The following is a 17,304-nucleotide window of genomic DNA, read 5'->3' on the forward strand; positions in this document are numbered from 1 at the left end:
AGGCCGTCGCGGGCCTAGCCCACCGCATCGAGGGGTGCGGGCGCGACGAGGCGCGCGGCGGGGCGAGACCGGGGAACTGGGTGCCTGAGCCCTCGGGCGACGTCCGCGAAGCTCTCGAGGTACAGCGTCCGGCGGGGCGAGCCGGAGACGCGCCGCTCGGCGTCCACCGCGCTCGTTCCTCGGCTCGTGTCCTCGGCAAAGTGCAGCTCCAGTCCCTCCCGGAGCAGCCGCAGCGCTTCGCTGCGCTGCTGCGACACCGCAGAGGACGTGAGACCGAGGCCGGCCGCGACATCCTTGACCGCCTTGCCCTCGAGGTAGATCTCGGTGACGATGTGGCGGAGTCGTTCCGGGAGAGCGCCAACCGCAGCCGCGAGGTAGCGGGACCGTTCACCCGCAAGGACCGCATCCTCGGGGGCGAGCGTGTCGGCCACGAGCGCCTCCGCGGCATCGTCGAGTGGTGCCACGGTCCGCGCGGCATCCGCGAAGGCATCGCGGACCTGGTCACGTGTCACCCCGAGAGCCGACGCCATCTCCTCCTCGGTCGGCGCCCGGCCGAGCCGCGCAGACAACGTCTCCGACATCGCCTGGAGAGCCTTGATCCGCTTGCGGGTGCCGCGGCCGGCCCAGTCGAGTGACCGGAGCTCATCCATGAGTGCGCCCGTGATCCGCCGCCGGGCGTAGGCGCCGAAGGGCACCCCGGCGGACGGGTCGAACGAGTCGGCGGCCAGCACGAGCCCGACGGCGCCGGCCGACGCCATGTCCTCCCGGGACAGGTGGGTCGCGCGCGAGCACAGGTCGGAGACGAGGTAGCCGACGAGCGGGAGGTTCTCGACGACGAGATGATTGCGCTCTGCAATATCCACCAGTACCCCTGAGATCGCGGCCGACGGGAGGGCGAACCAGCGCGCAGGCCGTGGCGGACATGCTCGTTGGACATGTCCAATATATAGGGGTTTGTCCGGTTTACCTGCCAATTTGGCAGATTCACGTCGCGGTGTGTTTCCCACTGCGCGCGACGGGGTAGGAGCGCGGCCTTAACTCTCGGTTGCGTGCGTTTCCGGCGGGAGGCCCGGCGAGTCACCCAGCAGCCCCCGGAGCACGTCTTCGGCTGTCGCCAGGGCCGCCTCGCGGTTCGCGTCGGCGACGGCCTCGAAGATCTCCTCACGCTTGATCGTGAGGTGCCGGGGGGCCTCGATGCCGATCCGGATGCCCTCCCCGCCGCGGCTCTCGAGGAACGTGATCACGATCTCGTCGCCGATCATGATCTTCTCGCCGGGCTTGCGGGTCAGTACGAGCATGATTTGTCCCTTCCGTGGGGTCGCGGGTGTGGCGCACGCGAGTGCGCCTCAGAGCACCGTCCGTGGTGCTGGCAGTCCGTCCAACCAGCCTATGGGAATCCGGAGCTGGTTCACCGTTGCCGCCGACCGGGTCTCGCCGGCACCGATCACCGCGAGCGCATCGACAGCCATCCGCGCGCGGACGCGGTCGACCCACTCGCTCGTGTCGTCCGGCTTGTGGCGGGCGTCGACGACGAGCCACACCTGGTCCGCACCGAGAACGGCCGCGGTCTCGAGGTGCGGGAGGCCGTCGTGGACCGCTCCCGGCGTGCAGGCAGCGAGGATGGCGCTGCCCTCGTCGACCGCGTGGGCGCGAGCACGGGCCGCGTCCCACCAGCCGTCCATATGCGGACGGCCGCCGAGGTGGACTCCCCCTGCGCTGTAGAGCGCCCAGGCGCCGACGTCCGACGGCGCCTGCCGGGCCATCGAGCCGGTCACGTCGCGGGCCGTCTCCTCGAGACCCATGACCAAGACCAGCTCCCCGGGACGGGACAGTGGCGCCGGGACCAGGCCCGGACGGACGTCGCCCCCGAGCCGGGCCAACAGCTCCGCAAAGGACCCGGACTCGGTCGACACCGGCTCCGATGGCCGATGGGTCTCGGCTCTGCTCCCGGTGGTGCGGTTCACGTCGTCCTCGGTGGTGTCCGCACTCTCCAGCAGCGCCGCAATGCCGGTGCGTCCCGCCAGCACGTGCACGGGGGCGGAGACGCTCCCGGCCGGACCGGCGGCACCGTCGGGCACCTGCACGGTGACCTCGAGGTGCCGACGCCCGAGGAACCCGGCAACGCCGGCGTCGAGGACGCGCTCGGCGCGGACGATCCGCGCGTTCGCGCCATACAGCTCGGTGGCTTCCAGCGCGAGCTGCTCGAGCGAGCTGCCCCTAAGCAGGAACTGCTGAGCCAACGCGTACCACCCCGATCGTCTCGATGCTGACGTCCGCCGAGGTCACCTCGGCGTAGGACAGCACTGGCACGCCTGCCGGGGGTGGGGGCACGAGCTTGCGGATGGCGGGGCGCAGGATCGGGGCGCACACGAGGACCGGGGCCTTGCCCGCCGCCTCCGCTGCTGCGACCGCGGCGCTGAGCGAGGACAGCATCGAGTCGAGCTTCGAGGCGTCCATGACGAGCTGCGTCCCGCCGTCTCCGGGGCGCAGGTCCTGCACGAGGCTCTGCTCGAGCCCGGGCTCGACGGTGATGACCGACAGCCGCCTCTCATCGGCGAAGCGCGCCACGAGCGCCGGGCCGAGCGCGAGGCGCGCGGCCTCGATGAGCGACTCGGGGTCCGTCGAGGCCTTGGCGCGTAGCGTGAGCGCCTCGTAGATCCGGGTCAGGTCGTTGATCGGGACCTGCTCGGCGAGCAGTCCCTGCAGCACGCGGTGCACCTCGGCGAGCGAGAGCAGCGCCGGCGTGAGCTCGTCGACGGCGGCGGGGCTCACGGATCGCACGCCCTCGGTGAGCACTCGCACGTCCTCTCGGGAGAGGAGTCGTGCCGCGTGCCCCGTCACGATCGAGGACAGGTGCGTGACGAGGACGCTGACCCGGTCGATGAGGGTGGCCCCGGTCATCTCGGCGCTGTGCCGCATCTCGGCCGGGATCCATTTGCCGGCGAGGCCGAAGACCGGCTCGATGATGGCCTGGCCGGGAAGCGCGTCGAGGGCGTCGCCGAGCGCCAGCAGCTTGCCGCTGGGCGCGACGCCGCGGCCGGCCTCAACACCCGCAACGCGTATCGCGTAGGTCGCCGGGGGGAGGTCGGCGCTGTCCCGGGGGCGCACCGGCGGGATGACGACACCGAGGTCCATCGCGACGGTATGACGCAGGGACTTGACGCGTCCCAGGAGGTCGTCGGCGGGACCGCCGACGAGATCGACGAGGTCGTGGGCAAGGAGGATCTCGAGCGGGTGCACCCGCATCCGTTCGATGATCGCCTGGTTCGGGTCCTGCTCGGCCGCGTCCTCGGCCGAGGCTCCGCCGACAGCCGCCGCGCCCGCATCGTCCTTCCTGATGACGCGACGTGAGGCGAGGATGAGGACGGCGCCGACGCCGAGGAACGGCAGGGGCGGCATACCGGGGATGAGGGCCATCGCGATGGCGGCGGTCCCGGCGATGAGCAGCGCGGTACTCGACTGGGAGAGCTGGACGGAGGCGCTCTTGCCGAGGTCGGCCTCGGCGTTGGAGCGCGTGACGATCATGCCCGTCGAGACGGCCATGAGCAGGGCCGGGATCTGGGTGACGAGGCCGTCACCGATCGTGAGGAGGCTGTACGTGTTGAGCGCGTCGGTCAGAGAAAGGCCGCGCTGCACCATGCCGACGCCGATCCCGCCGACGATGTTGACGAGGATGATCACGATGCCGGCGATCGCGTCGCCCTTGACGAACTTCGAGGCCCCGTCCATGGCGCCGTAGAAGTCGGCCTCCGCGGCGACCTCGGCCCGTCGAGCCCGCGCGACGACGTCGGTGATGAGGCCGGCGTTGAGGTCCGCGTCGATGGCCATCTGCTTGCCGGGCATCGCGTCGAGGGTGAAGCGCGCGCCCACCTCGGCCACCCGCTCGGCGCCCTTGGTCACGACGACGAACTGGATGACGACCAGGATCACGAACACGACCCCGCCGATGATGAGGGAGCCTCCGACGGTGACATGCCCGAACGCCTCGATCACCTTCCCGGCATACCCCTGGCCCAGCACCAGCCGGGTCGAGGCCACGTTGAGGCCGAGCCGGAAAAGCGTTGCGACGAGCAGGAGCGAGGGGAACACCGAGAAGTCGAGCGGCCGGTTGACGAACATGCTCGTCAGGAGGATGACGAGCGCCAGGACGATGTTGCACACGATGAGCACGTCCAGCAGCGCCGCCGGGACCGGCACCACGAGGAGCAGGACGATGCCGACGATGCCGATCGGCACTGCGAGGCGGGCGACGTCTCGGTTCACGGGAGCGCTCCTTGTTTCTGGTGCAGGAGGGACCGGCGCTGGATGGTGTGGACCCCGGCCGCGGAGCCACGGGCCTTGAGGGCCATGACGAAGGCCAACACGCCGGCCACGGCGGTGTAGAACTCGACCGGGATCTCGTGTCCGACGTCGCAGGCGGCATGCAGGGCCCGGGCCAGGGGGACGTCCCGGACCATCGGCACCCGCTCCTTCTCGGCCTCCTCACGGATGCGGGCGGCGACCGTCCCGGCACCCTTGGCCACGATCCGCGGCGCCGACTTGCCCGGCTCGTACTTCAGGGCGACTGCGACGTGGGTCGGGTTGACCAGGACCACGTCGGCGCCGGCCACAGCGGCGATCATCCGGTTGCGCGACATGGCGAGCTGGCGGGACCGTCGGTGCGACCGCACCAGCGGGTCGCCCTCGCTCGTCTTGGTCTCCTCCTTGACCTCGCGCTTGGTCATCCGGGTCTTCGAGCGGTTCCGGCGCATGACGACGGCGACGTCCGCTGCCGCGAGCAGGATGCCGGCCGCGACCGCGTAGCGGAGGAGGGAGGCGGCACCGTCACCGGCCGCCGCGAGCAGGCCCGACACCGGCAGGCCCCCCGCCGAGAGGAGGAGCGGGACGAGGCTCTGCACGACGTTCCACAGCACGATGCCGACGACGGTGGTCTTGGCGAGCGCCTTCACCCCGCCCCACAGCGCCTGTCGCCCGAACATCCGCTTGACGCCCTCAAGCAGGTTGAAGTGCTTGAAGGACGGGGCGAAGCGCTTCGGGTGGACACCGCCCTGGAGGGCCGCGCCGGCGAGCACGGCCGCGAAGACGGCGCCGAGGAGCGGCAGCAGCGTGCCGGTGATGGAGCCGAGACCGTCGGTGAGCGCGGCGAGCGCCCTCCCCGGCTCGGGGTCGGCGACGATCGAGGTGACCGCAAACACCTGGGCAGCGCCGGCGTCGGCGCCCTTCGAGACGGTGAGCGGGAGCATGGCGGCGCCGAGGCCGACGGCGAGCCAGGCGGTCAGGTCCTGCGAGCGCGAGAGCTGGCCCTTGGAGCGGACCTCGCGCATCCGCTTGTCGGTGGCCTTCTCGGTGCGCTCCTGCGCTTCCGCCATCAGCCCACCCCCAGCAGCAGCCGCGCGCCGTCGTGGGCGAGCGCGGAGACGATCCGCGGGAGCGCCAGGAACATCACACCGGCGAGCCCGAGCGAGATGAACACCTTCAGCGGGAAGCCCATCTGGAAGGCGTTGAGGGCCGGAGCGACGCGGGTCAACAGCCCGAGGCCGGCGTCGGCCAGGAAGAGCACGGCCATGAGCGGACCCGCGATCTGGACCGCCGAGACGAACATGCCGGACACGGCCCCGGTCATCGCCTCGACCGGACGGGCCAGGTCGAACCCGCCCCCCAGTGGGATGGCGGTCACCGTGCCGGCGAGCCCGGCGATGATGAGCTGGTAGCCATCCGAGCTGAAGAGGAGCGCCAGGGCGGCCATCTGGATCAGCCGGGTGAACTGCGCTCCGTTGACCATGCTCTGCGGGTCGTAGCCCTGCGCCATCTGGAAGCCGCCGGTGAGGTCCATCAGCGACCCCGCGGACTGGATGGCGGCGAACACGAGGTAGACGAGGAAGCCGAGGGCGAATCCGGTGACCAGCTCGAGGATGAGACCCGTGACGAACCGGGCCGTATCGGTGGGGACGTAGTGGGCGCCGGCCCGGGCGGAGACGGCGAGGCCGAGGCCGACCCCGAGCATCCCCTTGATCCGGGCCGGGAATGCGCGGTGGGCGAACGGCGGCGCGATGAAGAGGAACGCCGTCATCCGCACGGTCGCGAGCAGGGCGGCCTCGGCCCACGCCTGGTCGAGGGGGATCGTCATGCCGGTCCTCACGCCATCCCGAGCAGGCCCGGGATGCGGGTGAAGAGGTCGCTCGTGAAGGCGACCATCTCGGAGATCATCCAGTGCCCGCAGACGACGAGCGCGATGGCGACCCCGACCGCCTTCGGCACGAAGGAGAGGGTGACCTCCTGCAGCTGCGTGATGGACTGCACGAGCGAGACCGCGAGGCCGACGACGAGGGACGTCAGGAGCACGGGAGCGGCGAGCTTGGCCGCCGTCTCGAGGCCCTGGAGCAGGATGTCCAGGACGGCCGAGGTGTTCATGTCGGACCGCCCTGGTAGCTCTGGATGAGCGCGGTGATGATGAGGCCCCAGCCGTCCACGAGGATGAAGAGCAGGATCTTGAACGGCAGCGAGATCATGACCGGCGGGAGCATCATCATGCCCATCGACATCAGCGCCGCGGACACGACGAGGTCGATGATCAGGAACGGGATGAAGATGACGAACCCGATGATGAACGCGGCCCGGAGCTCGGAGATCATGAACGCCGGGATGAGCGTCTGCAGCGGGGTGGATTCGGGGGTGGCCGGATTGTCGATCCCCGCCGCCCGGGACATGAGCGCGATGTCCTCCTGACGGGTGTGGGCGAGCATGAAGTGCGAGAGCGGGTCCGCGGCCGCGCTCAGGGCCTGCCCGAAGTCGATGTGGCCGCCGAGATAGGGCTGGACGGCCAGCGTGTTCACGTCGGTGAGGACGGGCCACATGATGAACACCGAGAGGAACAGGGTCAGGCCCGCGAGGACCTGGTTCGGCGGCACCGAGGCGAGCCCGAGGGCGTTGCGGGTCATGGCCAGCACCACGAAGATCTTCGTGAACGACGACATCATGAGCAGCAGCGCGGGAGCGACCGAGAGCAGGGTGATCCCGATGAGGGTCACGACCGCCGACGAGGGCGCGTTGTCCGGCGCGTTGATCTGCAGGTTGATGCCTCCGCCGCCGTCCGCGCCCGGGTCGGCGGGCGTCGTCGGGTCCGCGGGCAGCATGGGGCCGAGGTGGGTGAGCGAGGCGGCCTGCGCGCGAAGCTCGGCGGCGTGGCCCGCCGACGCGGCGGCGACCAGCATCACCCCCGCGGCGAGGAGCACGAGCGCCGCGAGCATGAGGACGCGGCGCGCCCCGTGGCCACGACGGTATGCCGCAGTCCCCCCGGCCGCGATCACGGTCGCCAGCCGGCCCTGAGCGTCCCCGCCGCGAGCCGCCACGTGCCCGGGTCGAGGATCGAACCGCTCGTCGGGGAGCCGAGCAGGCCGACGCTACGCCGACGAGACGCGAGCTCCGCCTCGAAGGACGCCTGCCGGATGGCGCGCCGGGTGGGCAGCTCGCCGCCCGGCCCGACCGGCAGCGGGATCAGCTCCGCCTCCGCCTCGTGACGCAGCGACGCGGCCTCATGCGGCAGCGACGCGACCGGTTCCGCTGCCGGGGTCTCCCCGGTGTGCAGGACGTTGATGCCGTGTTCGGTGACACCGAGCAGGAACCGCTTCCCGTCCGTGTCGAGGAGGACCACCGAGGCCTTCGGGCCCACCGTCTGCCGGGCCACGACGCTGAGCGACCGGGCCTTCGCCGCCGGGCTCCCGTTGCGGACGCGACGGTAGGCCAGCCACATGAGGCCGAAGACCGCCCCAAGTGAGAGAAGAACCCGCAGGCCCAGGATCAGCGAGTCCATTCAGAGCCGGGCCTCGGCGGCGTCGAGGATCCTCGAGATGCGGACGGCGTAGTCCTGGTCGACGACGACCACCTCGCCCAGCGCGATCCGGCGCCCGTTGAGCAGCACATCGACCGGCGCCCCGGCCGAACGGTCGAGCTCGACGACCGTGCCCGGTTCCATCGACAAGGCCTCTCGGACGCTCATCCGGGTCCGGCCGATCTCGACCGTGAGCGCCATCTCCACGTCCTGGATCCGCCGCAGGCGCCCGGCGAAGGACGCGCCAGCGGCCGGCGCCGAAGCCGGTGCCCCGGCCACGCCTCGGCGCACCGCGAACCAGCCAAACGGGGCGATCCCGTCCGAGATCTCGAAGACGGCCGTCCAGCCGGCGGCGTTGCCGTCGTGGCCCGCGCCCCCACTGCCCGCGAGAACGCCCGCAGGGTCTCCCTCGACCAGTTCGGAGAGCACGCCCTCACCGAGCGCGGCCGCGGCACGTTCAAGAGCCGGGCGCAGCACCGCTGTGGCGCGGGCGTCCGGGCCGCCACCGGCCTCGGCCACGAATGCGAGGTCCAGCACGACGAGCACGAGGTCTGCCGGCTGAGGGCCGACCAGGGACGCCGCGACGACCGCGGCGGGCGACCGCCCGGCCACGACCTCGGCGCCCACCTCACCGAGCACGCGAAGGCCGGGGACGGGAAGGGACGCGGCGAGGTGTTCGGCGGCGGCGAGGGCTGCAGTGCTCACGGACGGCTCTCCTGGCTCGGGGCAGATGGATCGGTAAGGGCTGGGACGGCGCGTGCCGGGGTGGACCGGCCGGGCGGATCGCCGTCAGGTGGTGCCGGTGTGAGGGACACGATCTGGGCGGCCGCGCGGGTGCCGGTGCGGACCACCATCGCTCGTGCGAGCTCGAGCCCGCCCACGGTGACCCGGAACGGCTCCCGCGAGTGGTGCGGCAGAGGGAGGACGTCGCCGACCCGGAGGCTGAGGACCTGCTCAGGGGTCACGGCGGTCGGCAGCAGCCGGACGGCGACGTCCACGGGCACTTCGCCGATCTGGTGGCCGACGAGCTCGGCGGCGTTGTCGCTGCTGGCCATCGGGTTGACCGCTCCCAGCTGCGGCAGGAGGGTGTCCGCGGGGATCGCCAGCGTCATGACCGAGGTCGTCTCCCCCACCTGCAAGGTGAAGGTGACGACGACCATGAGGTCCGACGTCGCCGCGGCCTGGGCGAACTGGGAGTTGTGCTGGATCGACTCCACCCGCGGCTCCTCGGGCAGGAGCGGGCCCAGGGAGTAGACGAGGACGTCGAGCGCTTCGTCGATGAGGGCCTTGACGAGAGCGTTCTCGATCGGGGTGAACTTCCGCTCCAGCCCTGGCTTGTCGGAGTGCCCACCCAGCATCCGGGCGATCCAGCCCAGCGCCGCCGGGGTGGGGAACTGGACGACCATCTTCGCGGCGGTGGCGTCGAGGACGCAGCGGACCATGCACGTCACCGTCGGCAGGGAAGCGACGTACTCGTCATACGTCTGCACGATGACCGACTCGGTGGTGGCGGTGGACTTCGCGCGGACCTTCGCGGTGAGCTGGGTCCCCCACTGGCGGGCGAACGAGTCGAAGGCCGCCTCGAGGATGCGGCTGTGCTCGCGCGCCAGCGTGGTGGGACGCCGGAAGTCATAGGGCTCGACCACCCTGCGTTCGGGAGCGCCGAGGTCCTGCACAGTCACGTCCCTGACTATCGGCAGGGCCGGCAGGGCGGTAAGGCGGCCTATGGTCTCCGCGCCTGCGCCTTGAGCGCCTCTGGGATGAGCACGCGGACCTGCTCCGGCTGGTCTGACAGCACGACGATGTCGACGCGCCGGTTCTGCCGGTAGTCGGCGTCGCTCGTGCCCTTGCGGGCGGGTCGCGACGACCCGTAGCCGGTGGCGCCGATCCGCTCCCCCGGCAGGCCGCCCCGCTCGACCATCACCCGCGCGACCTTGGTCGCCCGCTCCGCGGAGAGCTCCCACACCGAGGGGTATGCCGTGATGAGGTTCGCCGCGTGCCCCTCGACCGAGACCTGCAGCCGGGTGCGCACGATGACGGGGGTGATGGTCGTGAGGATCCGGTTGGCGCGCGCGGTGAGCGCCGAGCTGTCGGGACTGAAGAAGGTCTGCGAACCGATGAGCCGGACGGTGAGTCCGCGTTGGTCGATGTGGAACTGCACGTCATGGTTCAGGCCCTGTGCCGCGAGCCGCTGATCCATCTCCTTCATCACCGCGGTGAGGCGCTCCACCTCCTTGACGGCCAGAGCCAGGGGGGCGAACCCCTCATCGTCCTTGTTCGCGAGCGCGGGAGGGACGACGGTCCCCTCGGCCGTGTCGACGGTCTGCGACACCGACGCCCCGAAACCGGTCGCGAGAGAGTTGCGGAGCTTCTCGAACCGCTCCTGGTCCACCGACGACATGGCATAGAGGACCACGAAGAGGCAGAACAGGACCGTGATCATGTCCATGTAGGACACGGCCCAGCGTTCGTCGACGTGGAAGGGCTCGGGCTCACGGCGCGGCCGGCGCCGGCGCGTCATGCGGCGGCCCTCACCTTCTCCTTCGCGTCCGCCCGTCCGCCGCCCTTGACCTCGTGCTCGGGCACCATGGCGCGCAGGCGGTCCGCGAGCAGCATGGGCTGGGCGCCACTCTGCACCGCGAGGACGCCCTCCATGACGAGGTTCATCCGCTCGATCTCGAGCTCCGAGAGGCGTGCGATCCGGGCGGAGAGGGGCAGCCAGATGAAGTTGGCCGACAGCAGCCCCCACAGTGTCGCCACGAAGGCGCTCGCGATCATCGGACCGAGTGAGGACGGATCCGAGAGGTTCTCGAGGACGTGCGTGAGGGAGACGACCGTCCCAACGATGCCCATGGTCGGGGCGTAGCCGCCCAGCGCAGCGAAGAACTTCGAGTTCGCGTGGTCCGCACGGGACTTCGTGGCGATCTCGTCCTCCATGAGGATGCGCAGCTCCTCGGGGTCCGTGCCGTCGGCGACGTTCTGGAGCGCACGTGAGAGGAAGGGGTCCTTGCTGTCGGTCGCCTCGGCCTCCAACGCGAGCAGCCCCTCGGCGCGGGCCTTCTCGGCCAGCCCGATGATCCGCTCGATGCTCTCCTGCGGTTTCGGCGCGCGGCCGAGGAAGGCCCTGGGCACGGCCCGGAAGGCGTTCAGGGTGTCCTTGAGGGTGTTGCCCGCGAGGCCGACGGCGATCGTGGCGCCGAAGACGAGGATCATCGGCGGGGGCAGGATGAGGGCGGCGACGCTGGCTCCCTCGAGCGTCACGAGAGCGGCGACCGAGGCGAAGGCCAGCACGAGGCCGATGATGAGTGAGGGATCCATGGGGCAGCGCTCCTAACGCTCCGTGGGGCGCAGGCGCGTCGCCGCACCAGGCCCGCGATCGAGGTCGTCGGCGTCCCCCCGGAGGACGCTGAGCTGTGGTCCCTCCCCTGCCGTCCGGTCCCGCGCGCCGGCGAGCACGAGGGCGCGGAAATCGGCGATGAGCGAAATGACGGCCGCGAGGCTCTCCCGCACCACGTAGGTCGCGCCGCCGACCATCACGAGCGTCGTGTCCGGGTTCTCCTGGATGCGCTCGATGAGGTCGGCGTTGACTGCAAAGCGCGACCCGTTGAGTCGGGTGACAACGATCATGGGGCCGTTTCTCTGTTAGGGGGCGGGGCTGCTCAGTGCCTCCGCCCCCTACTATCGGCGGCCCCCGACGCGACGTAAGGTCAGCGCTTCAGGTCGACGAGCTCCTGGAGCACCTGGTCGGACGAGGTGATGATGCGCGCGTTCGCCTGGAAGCCGCGCTGGGCGACGATCAGGTTCGTGAACTCCTGGGACAGGTCGACGTTGCTCATCTCGAGCGCGCCGCTGGCGAGGCTGCCGAAACCGGGGTCGCCCGCCGCTCCGATCTGCGCGGTGCCGGAGTTCGCGGTGCCGGTGTAGGCCGACTGGCCCGCCTTCTCGAGGCCCTCCGGGTTGGTGAACCGGGCGAGCGCGATCCGGCCGACAACCTGCTTGACCCCGTTACTGAACGAGCCGACGAGGGACCCGTCCGGCTGCAGCCCGAAGGCCTCGAGCGTACCGGCCGCCGAGCCATCCCGGCTCGTAGCGGCGACCGTGGTCAGTCCGGCATAGCCCGTCAGGGCATTGAGGCCGACGGTGATGCTCCCGACGGTCAGAGACGGTGTCCCCGAGCTCAGCTTCCCGTCGGTGTAGGTAAGGGTTGTCGTGCCCGTCGTCGGTCCCTTGGAGTCGGTGGCCGTCACGTTCCAGCTTCCAGGTGTCGCGGTGGCGGTGAACGTCAGCGTGAACTTTCGGACGGAGCCGGTCGCATCGAAGACCTCGATCTCTCGGGTGAGGGTGTCGCCGTCCTTCGCGTCCGACGGGAGGTTGCCCTCGAAACCGACCTTCGTCGTGGCCGCCGCGGGGATCGTCGTGGTCGGTGAGAGGACGAGATCCCCCAGGGGGCCGCCCGTGTTGACCTTGCCGAACTGGTCGGCGCTCCAGCCCTGCAGGATCCCACCGTCCGGGCCGACCAGGCGGCCGTCGGCGTCGAAGCCGAAGGCCCCGGCGCGCGTGTAGAGCTGCTGGCCGCCCCGGCTCGTGATGAAGAACCCGTCGCCGGAGATCATCATGTCCGTGGCCTTGCCGGTCGTCTGGGCAGAGCCCTGGGTGAAGTTCGTCGTCACTGCGGCGACGCGGACACCGAGGCCGATCTGGGCCGGGTTCGTGCCGCCCGCCGCGGGCTGCGGTCCCGAGGCTGCCTGGGTGAGCTGCGAGAGGGTGTCCTGGAACTGGGTGGAGGAACCCTTGAATCCTGCCGTGTTGACGTTGGCGATGTTGTTGCCGGTGACGTCGAGCATGGTCTGGTGGGCGCGCAGGCCCGAGATGCCGGAGTAGAGCGAGCGAAGCATGGTGGCTGCCTTTCTGGAGGCGGTGGACGGGTGGAGAGGTTCAGCTGCCGGTGGGGGCGCCGGTGATCCCGGTGATCGCATCGAGGGGGATGGCTGCATCGCCGATCGTCACCATCGGGGTGGGGCCCTTGTAGGACACGGCGCTGGCCGTGCCCGTCGCCTGGGTGCCATCGGCAGCGAGGTACGTGACCGCCTTGCCGATCAGGCCGGCGGCGGCGGCGCGCTGCTGGACGGTGAGGCCCTGCGCGCTGTCGGACGCCATCTGGGTGAGCTTTTCCATCATGGCCAGCTGCGTGGTCTGCTCGATCATCGCGTTGGTGTCCATTGGCGAGCTCGGGTCCTGGTTCTGCAGCTGGGTGACGAGCAGGTTCATGAACACCGAGGAGTCCATGACCTGCTTGGGTTGGCGGACCGGAGCGGGCGAGGTCAGGCCCGTCGACCCGACTGCGCCGACCGGATTCGTTGGCATGGGTTCCCCTTCCTAGGCGAGGACGTCGAGACGGGCGGATGGGATGAGGGACGGCAGGTGCGCCGGGGCCGGGGTCCGGAGGGCCGCCGGGGCCGCGCCGGAGCCGCCGGCAGGCATGTCGTCGCGCCTCCCACCCGGTCCACGGTGGCCCGCATCCTCGGGCGTCGCCGGGTCGTGGGGCGGGGCGCCGCGGTCGGACAGGTCGAGGCTCGCCTCGAGGCCGGTGCCCGCGAGGTCCCGCCGAAGGTCCGGCAGGACGGCGTGCACGGCGGCACGCCCGACGTCGGTGGGCGCGAACAGCTCGATCCGCACGCCGTCGGACCCGATGTGGGCGCGCACGGTGAGGGGCCCCAGGTTCTCCGGCGTGACCCGAACGGTGACGACGTGCTCCCCGGGCGGCCCGGCAGCGAGGCTGATCATCGGCCGGGCCAGCTGCGCGGCGAAGCCCGGCTGCGTGGCCCCAGCGGCGACCGGCGCCGGACCGCTCGGCCCCGCGAGTGCCGCAGGTGCGACGGGGCCCTGCAGTGGCGCGGCGGGCTGGGTCCCCTCCCGGACCGGAGGCGCCATTCGCGGCTCCTCTGCCGGGGGCGGCGCGCCTACCGGGCGGGAGGACGGGGTGGCGGTCGCCACATCGGCGGCCACCGCCGGGGCGCCGGTGGTCACCCCGCCGGTGCCTGCGGGGAGCCCAGCAGCCCCCGCGCCGACTCCCCCAATCGACAGTTCACCTTTCCCGATCGAGAGGGCAGCATTCTCGATCGAAAGTTCACTTTTCTGGGTCGAGAGTGCATTTCCGACCTCTGGAACGGCGCTCGTAGCAGCCGCTCGCACTTCTGCACGGTCCATGGGCAGAGCCGGGCTCTCGATGGGAAGAAGCGCATGGTCGAACGGAAAAGCTGCACTCTCGATCGCCGGGATTCCGTCTTCGACTGGGGAGTCCGTGCTGCCGCCTCCCGACGCGGGACTCTTGATCCGAGGCACCGCACTCTCGATCGGGAAAGGTGCACTGTCGATCGGGAAAGGTGCACTGTCGACTTGAGAGGGTGCCGGCTTGCTCTGCCGGCCGGGCGATGGCGTGGATGCGTCCTCGGGTTTGCCGTCGTCCGGCACGGGTGCGCCCCCGAGTTCGTCTTGGAGCGTCGCGAGCGCGGCCGCGAAGTCACCTGGGTCGGCGCCGTCCAGCAGCCCGGCGGACGGCGACGCTCCCGTCGCCAGACCGCCCAGAGCCGCTGCCACGAAAGGAGATCCGGTCGATACGGTCACCGGCATCAGGCACCTCCGCCATACATCTCGGCGACGATCTGTCGCGCGGTTGTCTCCCACTTGGCGTACGCGTCGGGGTGGGCGGAGCGCTGGACGGCCTGGTCCGCGGCGGCCACGGGCATGGTCTGCCAGCCCGGGATCGCGGTGAGCTGGTCGAGGAACATCCGTGTGGAGGTGCGCGGGTCCATCGCGTCGGCGACGGTGCCCCACGAGAACCTCGAGCCGTTGACCTGCTGCTGGAACAGGCCCACCGAGTAGCCGTCGGTGCCCACCGCGGACTTGTCCGGCGCGAGCGCCTCCGAGCCCGGGACCTTGGGGTTCCAGTACATCCGCAGCGACGACTCCTGCAGGGCCGTCGAGATCGCGTTGACCGCGGCCTGCGCCGGCAGGCCGCGGGCGCGGACCTCGTCGACGATGGCCTGCGCATAGCGCCGTTGGGTGGCGTCGAGCCTGGCGGCCGTGCCGACCGGAGCGGCACCAGTCGCGCCGCTCACCGGGTCCGGCACGATCCGGCGGATCGCGGTGAGGTTCGAGTCCTTCTCCCAGGCGTCCCTGACCTGGATCGTCTGGCCGGGCCTCGGGGCGTCGATCGCCTTGCCTCCCCCGAGGTAGATGGAGATGTGGTCGCCGCCATGGCTCACGAGGAGGTCCCCGGGCCGGGCCTCGGCGAGGGAGGCGACCGGCGCCCCCCTCGTCATCTGGTCCCGCACGACCCGCGGCAGGTCGATGCCGAGGTCGGCGTGGACGCGCTGGACGAAACCGGAGCAGTCCATTCCGGTGCTCGGGTCGGTGCCGCCCCAGACGTATGGCACGCCGACGTACCGCTGTGCCGCGGCGGCGACCTGCTCCCCCGTCACGCCGGGGCCGTTCTGCGCCGTGTCGACGCCGGTCGACCCGCCCGCGCCGAGGACGCCGGCGAGCGTGTCCGCGAACGCGCCCGCGCCTCGCGTCGCATTGCCGCTGCCCCGAACCGTCCCGTATGCCGTGGAGCCGGCCCGCAGCGTCGGGTCGAACCGCTCGAGCGTGCTCTGGATCTGCTGGACCCGGCCCAGCGACTCGACGAGGCTCACGGGCCCTCCCCCTCGGCTCTCGCGCGGTGGTGGGCGACCCCGCCGAGCTCGTCGAGGACGGCCTGCTCGCCAGCGAGCTCGGCCGCCATTGCCGCGGCCGCGTGCCGCGCCTCGAGCTTCTCGAGCCCGACGGTGCGGGCCCGGGCCACGACGAACTCACGCTCGGCTGCCTCGCGCTCGACCTGCGCGGCCGCGGTGAGCGCCTGCAGCTCACCGAGCATGCTGAGCGACGAGGCGCGGGCGGCGGCGACGGCCTGGAGCGCGGCCATGCTGTCGATGTCCGTGGGGATCTGTTCCGCGTCGGCTCGCGTGCGGCTCTCGTGAGCGGCGAGCGCCGCGTGCCGGGTGGTCCGGGCGCCCAACCGGGCACCGGCACGGTCCTCCTCGAGGCGGCGCAGCCGGAGCAGTCCGGCGAGAGGGAACGAGGCGGTCATTGTGGCCCTCCGAGACTCGTCGCGAGACGGGTGAGTGCGGCCCAGGCGTCCGCAGCGGCGGTGCGGTCGTCGAGTCGCTGGGTGAGGAACGCCTCGATCTCGGCGGCGTGGTCGAGGGCCGCGTCGACGAGGGGGTTCGCTCCCCGGGTGTAGGCCCCGACGTCGATGAGGTCCTGCGCCGCCCGGCGCGCGGCGAGGACCCTGCGCAGGACCCCCGCCTGGGCGCTCTTCTCCGCTGGGTTGACCTTCGTGGCGACACGGGAGATGGAGGCGAGGACGTCGATGGGTGGGTAGTGGCCCATCACCGCCAGCTTCCGGTCGAGCACGACGTGCCCGTCGAGGATCGAACGGGCCGCGTCGGCGACGGGCTCATTGTGGTCGTCCCCGTCGACGAGGACGGTGTAGAGGCCGGTGACCGACCCGGTCCGCGCGGTTCCGGCCCGTTCGAGGAGCCGCGCGAGGAGGGCGAACGCCGACGGCGGGTAGCCGCGGGTCGCGGGGGGCTCACCGGCGGAGAGCCCGATCTCGCGCTGGGCCATGGCGACCCGGGTCAGCGAGTCCATCATCAGCAGGGCGTGGGCGCCCTGCTCGCGGAAGGACTCGGCGATGCGCGTGGCGGTGTCGGCCGCGTGGAGGCGCATGAGAGCGGGCTCGTCCGAGGTGGCGACGACGACGACCGAGCGGGCCAGGCCCTCCGGTCCGAGGTCGTCCTCGATGAACTCCCTCACCTCACGGCCGCGTTCGCCGACCAGTGCGATGACCGAGACCTCGGCCTCGGTCCCCCGAGCGATCATCGACAGCAGCGAGGACTTGCCGACGCCCGAACCCGCGAACAGGCCCATCCGCTGCCCCCGCCCGAGGGTGACCAGGGTGTCGAGCGCGCGCACGCCCGTGGCGAGAGGTGTGTCGATCCGCGCGCGCTCCATCGCCCGTGGCGCGGCTCCCCCGCTGGAGGTGCGCGGGGCGGCGAGAGGGCCGCCGCCGTCGATGGGCCGACCGAGCCCGTCCAGGACACGCCCGCACAGAGCCGGGCCGGTCGGGACGCGGAGCCGGCCGCGAACGGCGCGGACCGGCTGGCCCGTGCGCAGCCCCTCGAGCGGGCCGAGCGGCATACAGGAGAGCGTGCCCTGCGAAGAGGCGACGACCTCCGCGCGGGTGACGACGGCGCCGTCGGACCTGACCTCGACGAGGTCACCGAGCGCGCAGGGCAGCCCGGCCACCTCGAGCCCGAGGCCTCGCACGGACGTTACCGTCCCGATCCGCTCCGGAGCCGCGGCCGCAAGCGCCTCCGCGAGGCCCTTCACGACTCGTCCCCGGTCAGGGCTGCGGTGGCACGAGCGAGGGCCGT

At 71.6% G+C, this 17,304-nt stretch carries 20 protein-coding genes; all 20 read right to left on the reverse strand.

The window, feature by feature from the left end:
• Positions 1–14 precede the first annotated feature (14 nt).
• The 20 genes from ACTHJJ_RS01070 to ACTHJJ_RS01165 all read right to left on the reverse strand — a co-directional run bounded on the left by ACTHJJ_RS01070 (position 15) and on the right by ACTHJJ_RS01165 (position 17,260).
• Positions 15–863 carry a sigma-70 family RNA polymerase sigma factor gene (locus ACTHJJ_RS01070; protein ID WP_440301089.1) on the reverse strand — a complete coding sequence of 283 codons (849 nt, stop codon included), beginning with the start codon at positions 861–863 and terminating at the stop codon, positions 15–17.
• A 171-nt stretch (positions 864–1,034) separates the two neighbouring features.
• Positions 1,035–1,298, reverse strand: coding sequence for a carbon storage regulator (locus tag ACTHJJ_RS01075; RefSeq protein WP_440301090.1), 264 nt, complete (start codon positions 1,296–1,298; stop codon positions 1,035–1,037).
• Positions 1,299–1,346: 48 nt separating this feature from the next.
• Positions 1,347–2,240, reverse strand: a complete 894-nt coding sequence (locus tag ACTHJJ_RS01080) for a hypothetical protein (protein WP_440301091.1) — start codon at positions 2,238–2,240, stop codon at positions 1,347–1,349.
• Positions 2,218–4,263, reverse strand: a complete 2,046-nt coding sequence (locus ACTHJJ_RS01085) for a flagellar biosynthesis protein FlhA (RefSeq protein ID WP_440301092.1) — start codon at positions 4,261–4,263, stop codon at positions 2,218–2,220. The genes ACTHJJ_RS01080 and ACTHJJ_RS01085 overlap by 23 nt, the downstream gene beginning before the upstream one ends.
• Positions 4,260–5,369 carry an EscU/YscU/HrcU family type III secretion system export apparatus switch protein gene (locus tag ACTHJJ_RS01090; protein ID WP_440301093.1) on the reverse strand — a complete coding sequence of 370 codons (1,110 nt, stop codon included), beginning with the start codon at positions 5,367–5,369 and terminating at the stop codon, positions 4,260–4,262. Before ACTHJJ_RS01090 ends, ACTHJJ_RS01085 begins: the two co-directional genes overlap by 4 nt.
• On the reverse strand, positions 5,369–6,127 hold the full coding sequence (locus ACTHJJ_RS01095; protein WP_440301094.1) for a flagellar biosynthetic protein FliR: 759 nt from the start codon (positions 6,125–6,127) through the stop codon (positions 5,369–5,371). Before ACTHJJ_RS01095 ends, ACTHJJ_RS01090 begins: the two co-directional genes overlap by 1 nt.
• An 8-nt stretch (positions 6,128–6,135) precedes the next feature.
• Positions 6,136–6,411 (reverse strand): flagellar biosynthesis protein FliQ, encoded by a 276-nt coding sequence (gene fliQ / locus ACTHJJ_RS01100; RefSeq protein WP_440301095.1) that lies wholly within the window; start codon positions 6,409–6,411, stop codon positions 6,136–6,138.
• Positions 6,408–7,247: a flagellar type III secretion system pore protein FliP gene (gene fliP, locus ACTHJJ_RS01105; RefSeq protein ID WP_440301108.1), complete on the reverse strand. Its 840-nt coding sequence runs from the start codon at positions 7,245–7,247 to the stop codon at positions 6,408–6,410. Before fliP ends, fliQ begins: the two co-directional genes overlap by 4 nt.
• Positions 7,248–7,303: 56 nt before the next feature.
• On the reverse strand, positions 7,304–7,810 hold the full coding sequence (locus ACTHJJ_RS01110; RefSeq protein ID WP_440301096.1) for a FliO/MopB family protein: 507 nt from the start codon (positions 7,808–7,810) through the stop codon (positions 7,304–7,306).
• Positions 7,811–8,533 carry a flagellar motor switch protein FliN gene (gene fliN, locus ACTHJJ_RS01115; protein ID WP_440301097.1) on the reverse strand — a complete coding sequence of 241 codons (723 nt, stop codon included), beginning with the start codon at positions 8,531–8,533 and terminating at the stop codon, positions 7,811–7,813.
• Positions 8,530–9,510, reverse strand: a complete 981-nt coding sequence (locus ACTHJJ_RS01120) for a flagellar motor switch protein FliM (RefSeq protein ID WP_440301098.1) — start codon at positions 9,508–9,510, stop codon at positions 8,530–8,532. The genes fliN and ACTHJJ_RS01120 overlap by 4 nt, the downstream gene beginning before the upstream one ends.
• Before the next feature lie 41 nt (positions 9,511–9,551).
• Positions 9,552–10,349 carry an OmpA/MotB family protein gene (locus tag ACTHJJ_RS01125; RefSeq protein ID WP_440301099.1) on the reverse strand — a complete coding sequence of 266 codons (798 nt, stop codon included), beginning with the start codon at positions 10,347–10,349 and terminating at the stop codon, positions 9,552–9,554.
• Positions 10,346–11,146 (reverse strand): motility protein A, encoded by an 801-nt coding sequence (locus tag ACTHJJ_RS01130; RefSeq protein WP_440301100.1) that lies wholly within the window; start codon positions 11,144–11,146, stop codon positions 10,346–10,348. Before ACTHJJ_RS01130 ends, ACTHJJ_RS01125 begins: the two co-directional genes overlap by 4 nt.
• A gap of 12 nt (positions 11,147–11,158) precedes the next feature.
• Positions 11,159–11,455, reverse strand: a complete 297-nt coding sequence (locus ACTHJJ_RS01135; protein WP_440301101.1) for a flagellar FlbD family protein — start codon at positions 11,453–11,455, stop codon at positions 11,159–11,161.
• A gap of 80 nt (positions 11,456–11,535) precedes the next feature.
• On the reverse strand, positions 11,536–12,723 hold the full coding sequence (locus ACTHJJ_RS01140; RefSeq protein WP_440301102.1) for a flagellar hook protein FlgE: 1,188 nt from the start codon (positions 12,721–12,723) through the stop codon (positions 11,536–11,538).
• A 40-nt stretch (positions 12,724–12,763) separates the two neighbouring features.
• Entirely contained in the window at positions 12,764–13,192 is a 429-nt protein-coding gene (locus tag ACTHJJ_RS01145) for a flagellar hook assembly protein FlgD (protein WP_440301103.1), read from the reverse strand.
• A gap of 12 nt (positions 13,193–13,204) precedes the next feature.
• Positions 13,205–13,759 (reverse strand): flagellar hook-length control protein FliK, encoded by a 555-nt coding sequence (locus tag ACTHJJ_RS01150; protein WP_440301104.1) that lies wholly within the window; start codon positions 13,757–13,759, stop codon positions 13,205–13,207.
• A 698-nt stretch (positions 13,760–14,457) separates the two neighbouring features.
• Positions 14,458–15,522 (reverse strand): C40 family peptidase, encoded by a 1,065-nt coding sequence (locus ACTHJJ_RS01155; RefSeq protein WP_440301105.1) that lies wholly within the window; start codon positions 15,520–15,522, stop codon positions 14,458–14,460.
• Positions 15,519–15,956 (reverse strand): flagellar FliJ family protein, encoded by a 438-nt coding sequence (locus ACTHJJ_RS01160; protein WP_440301106.1) that lies wholly within the window; start codon positions 15,954–15,956, stop codon positions 15,519–15,521. Before ACTHJJ_RS01160 ends, ACTHJJ_RS01155 begins: the two co-directional genes overlap by 4 nt.
• On the reverse strand, positions 15,953–17,260 hold the full coding sequence (locus ACTHJJ_RS01165) for a FliI/YscN family ATPase (protein ID WP_440301109.1): 1,308 nt from the start codon (positions 17,258–17,260) through the stop codon (positions 15,953–15,955). Before ACTHJJ_RS01165 ends, ACTHJJ_RS01160 begins: the two co-directional genes overlap by 4 nt.
• Positions 17,261–17,304 lie beyond the last annotated feature (44 nt).

The sequence above is a fragment of the Intrasporangium sp. genome, from assembly GCF_051961875.1.
Lineage (GTDB): Bacteria > Actinomycetota > Actinomycetes > Actinomycetales > Dermatophilaceae > Intrasporangium_A.

Bases quoted from the DNA above. Each gene is read 5' to 3' on its own strand.
- ACTHJJ_RS01110 (WP_440301096.1), bottom strand. From the start codon at position 7,810: ATGGACTCGCTGATCCTGGGCCTGCGGGTTCTTCTCTCACTTGGGGCG.
- ACTHJJ_RS01130 (WP_440301100.1), bottom strand. From the start codon at position 11,146: ATGGATCCCTCACTCATCATCGGCCTCGTGCTGGCCTTCGCCTCGGTC.
- ACTHJJ_RS01150 (WP_440301104.1), bottom strand. From the start codon at position 13,759: ATGGCGCCTCCGGTCCGGGAGGGGACCCAGCCCGCCGCGCCACTGCAG.
- ACTHJJ_RS01135 (WP_440301101.1), bottom strand. From the start codon at position 11,455: ATGATCGTTGTCACCCGACTCAACGGGTCGCGCTTTGCAGTCAACGCC.
- fliQ (WP_440301095.1), bottom strand. From the start codon at position 6,411: ATGAACACCTCGGCCGTCCTGGACATCCTGCTCCAGGGCCTCGAGACG.
- ACTHJJ_RS01145 (WP_440301103.1), bottom strand. From the start codon at position 13,192: ATGCCAACGAATCCGGTCGGCGCAGTCGGGTCGACGGGCCTGACCTCG.
- ACTHJJ_RS01075 (WP_440301090.1), bottom strand. From the start codon at position 1,298: ATGCTCGTACTGACCCGCAAGCCCGGCGAGAAGATCATGATCGGCGAC.
- ACTHJJ_RS01140 (WP_440301102.1), bottom strand. From the start codon at position 12,723: ATGCTTCGCTCGCTCTACTCCGGCATCTCGGGCCTGCGCGCCCACCAG.
- ACTHJJ_RS01095 (WP_440301094.1), bottom strand. From the start codon at position 6,127: ATGACGATCCCCCTCGACCAGGCGTGGGCCGAGGCCGCCCTGCTCGCG.
- ACTHJJ_RS01160 (WP_440301106.1), bottom strand. From the start codon at position 15,956: ATGACCGCCTCGTTCCCTCTCGCCGGACTGCTCCGGCTGCGCCGCCTC.
- fliP (WP_440301108.1), bottom strand. From the start codon at position 7,247: ATGCTCGCGGCGCTCGTGCTCCTCGCCGCGGGGGTGATGCTGGTCGCC.
- ACTHJJ_RS01090 (WP_440301093.1), bottom strand. From the start codon at position 5,369: ATGGCGGAAGCGCAGGAGCGCACCGAGAAGGCCACCGACAAGCGGATG.
- ACTHJJ_RS01125 (WP_440301099.1), bottom strand. From the start codon at position 10,349: ATGACGCGCCGGCGCCGGCCGCGCCGTGAGCCCGAGCCCTTCCACGTC.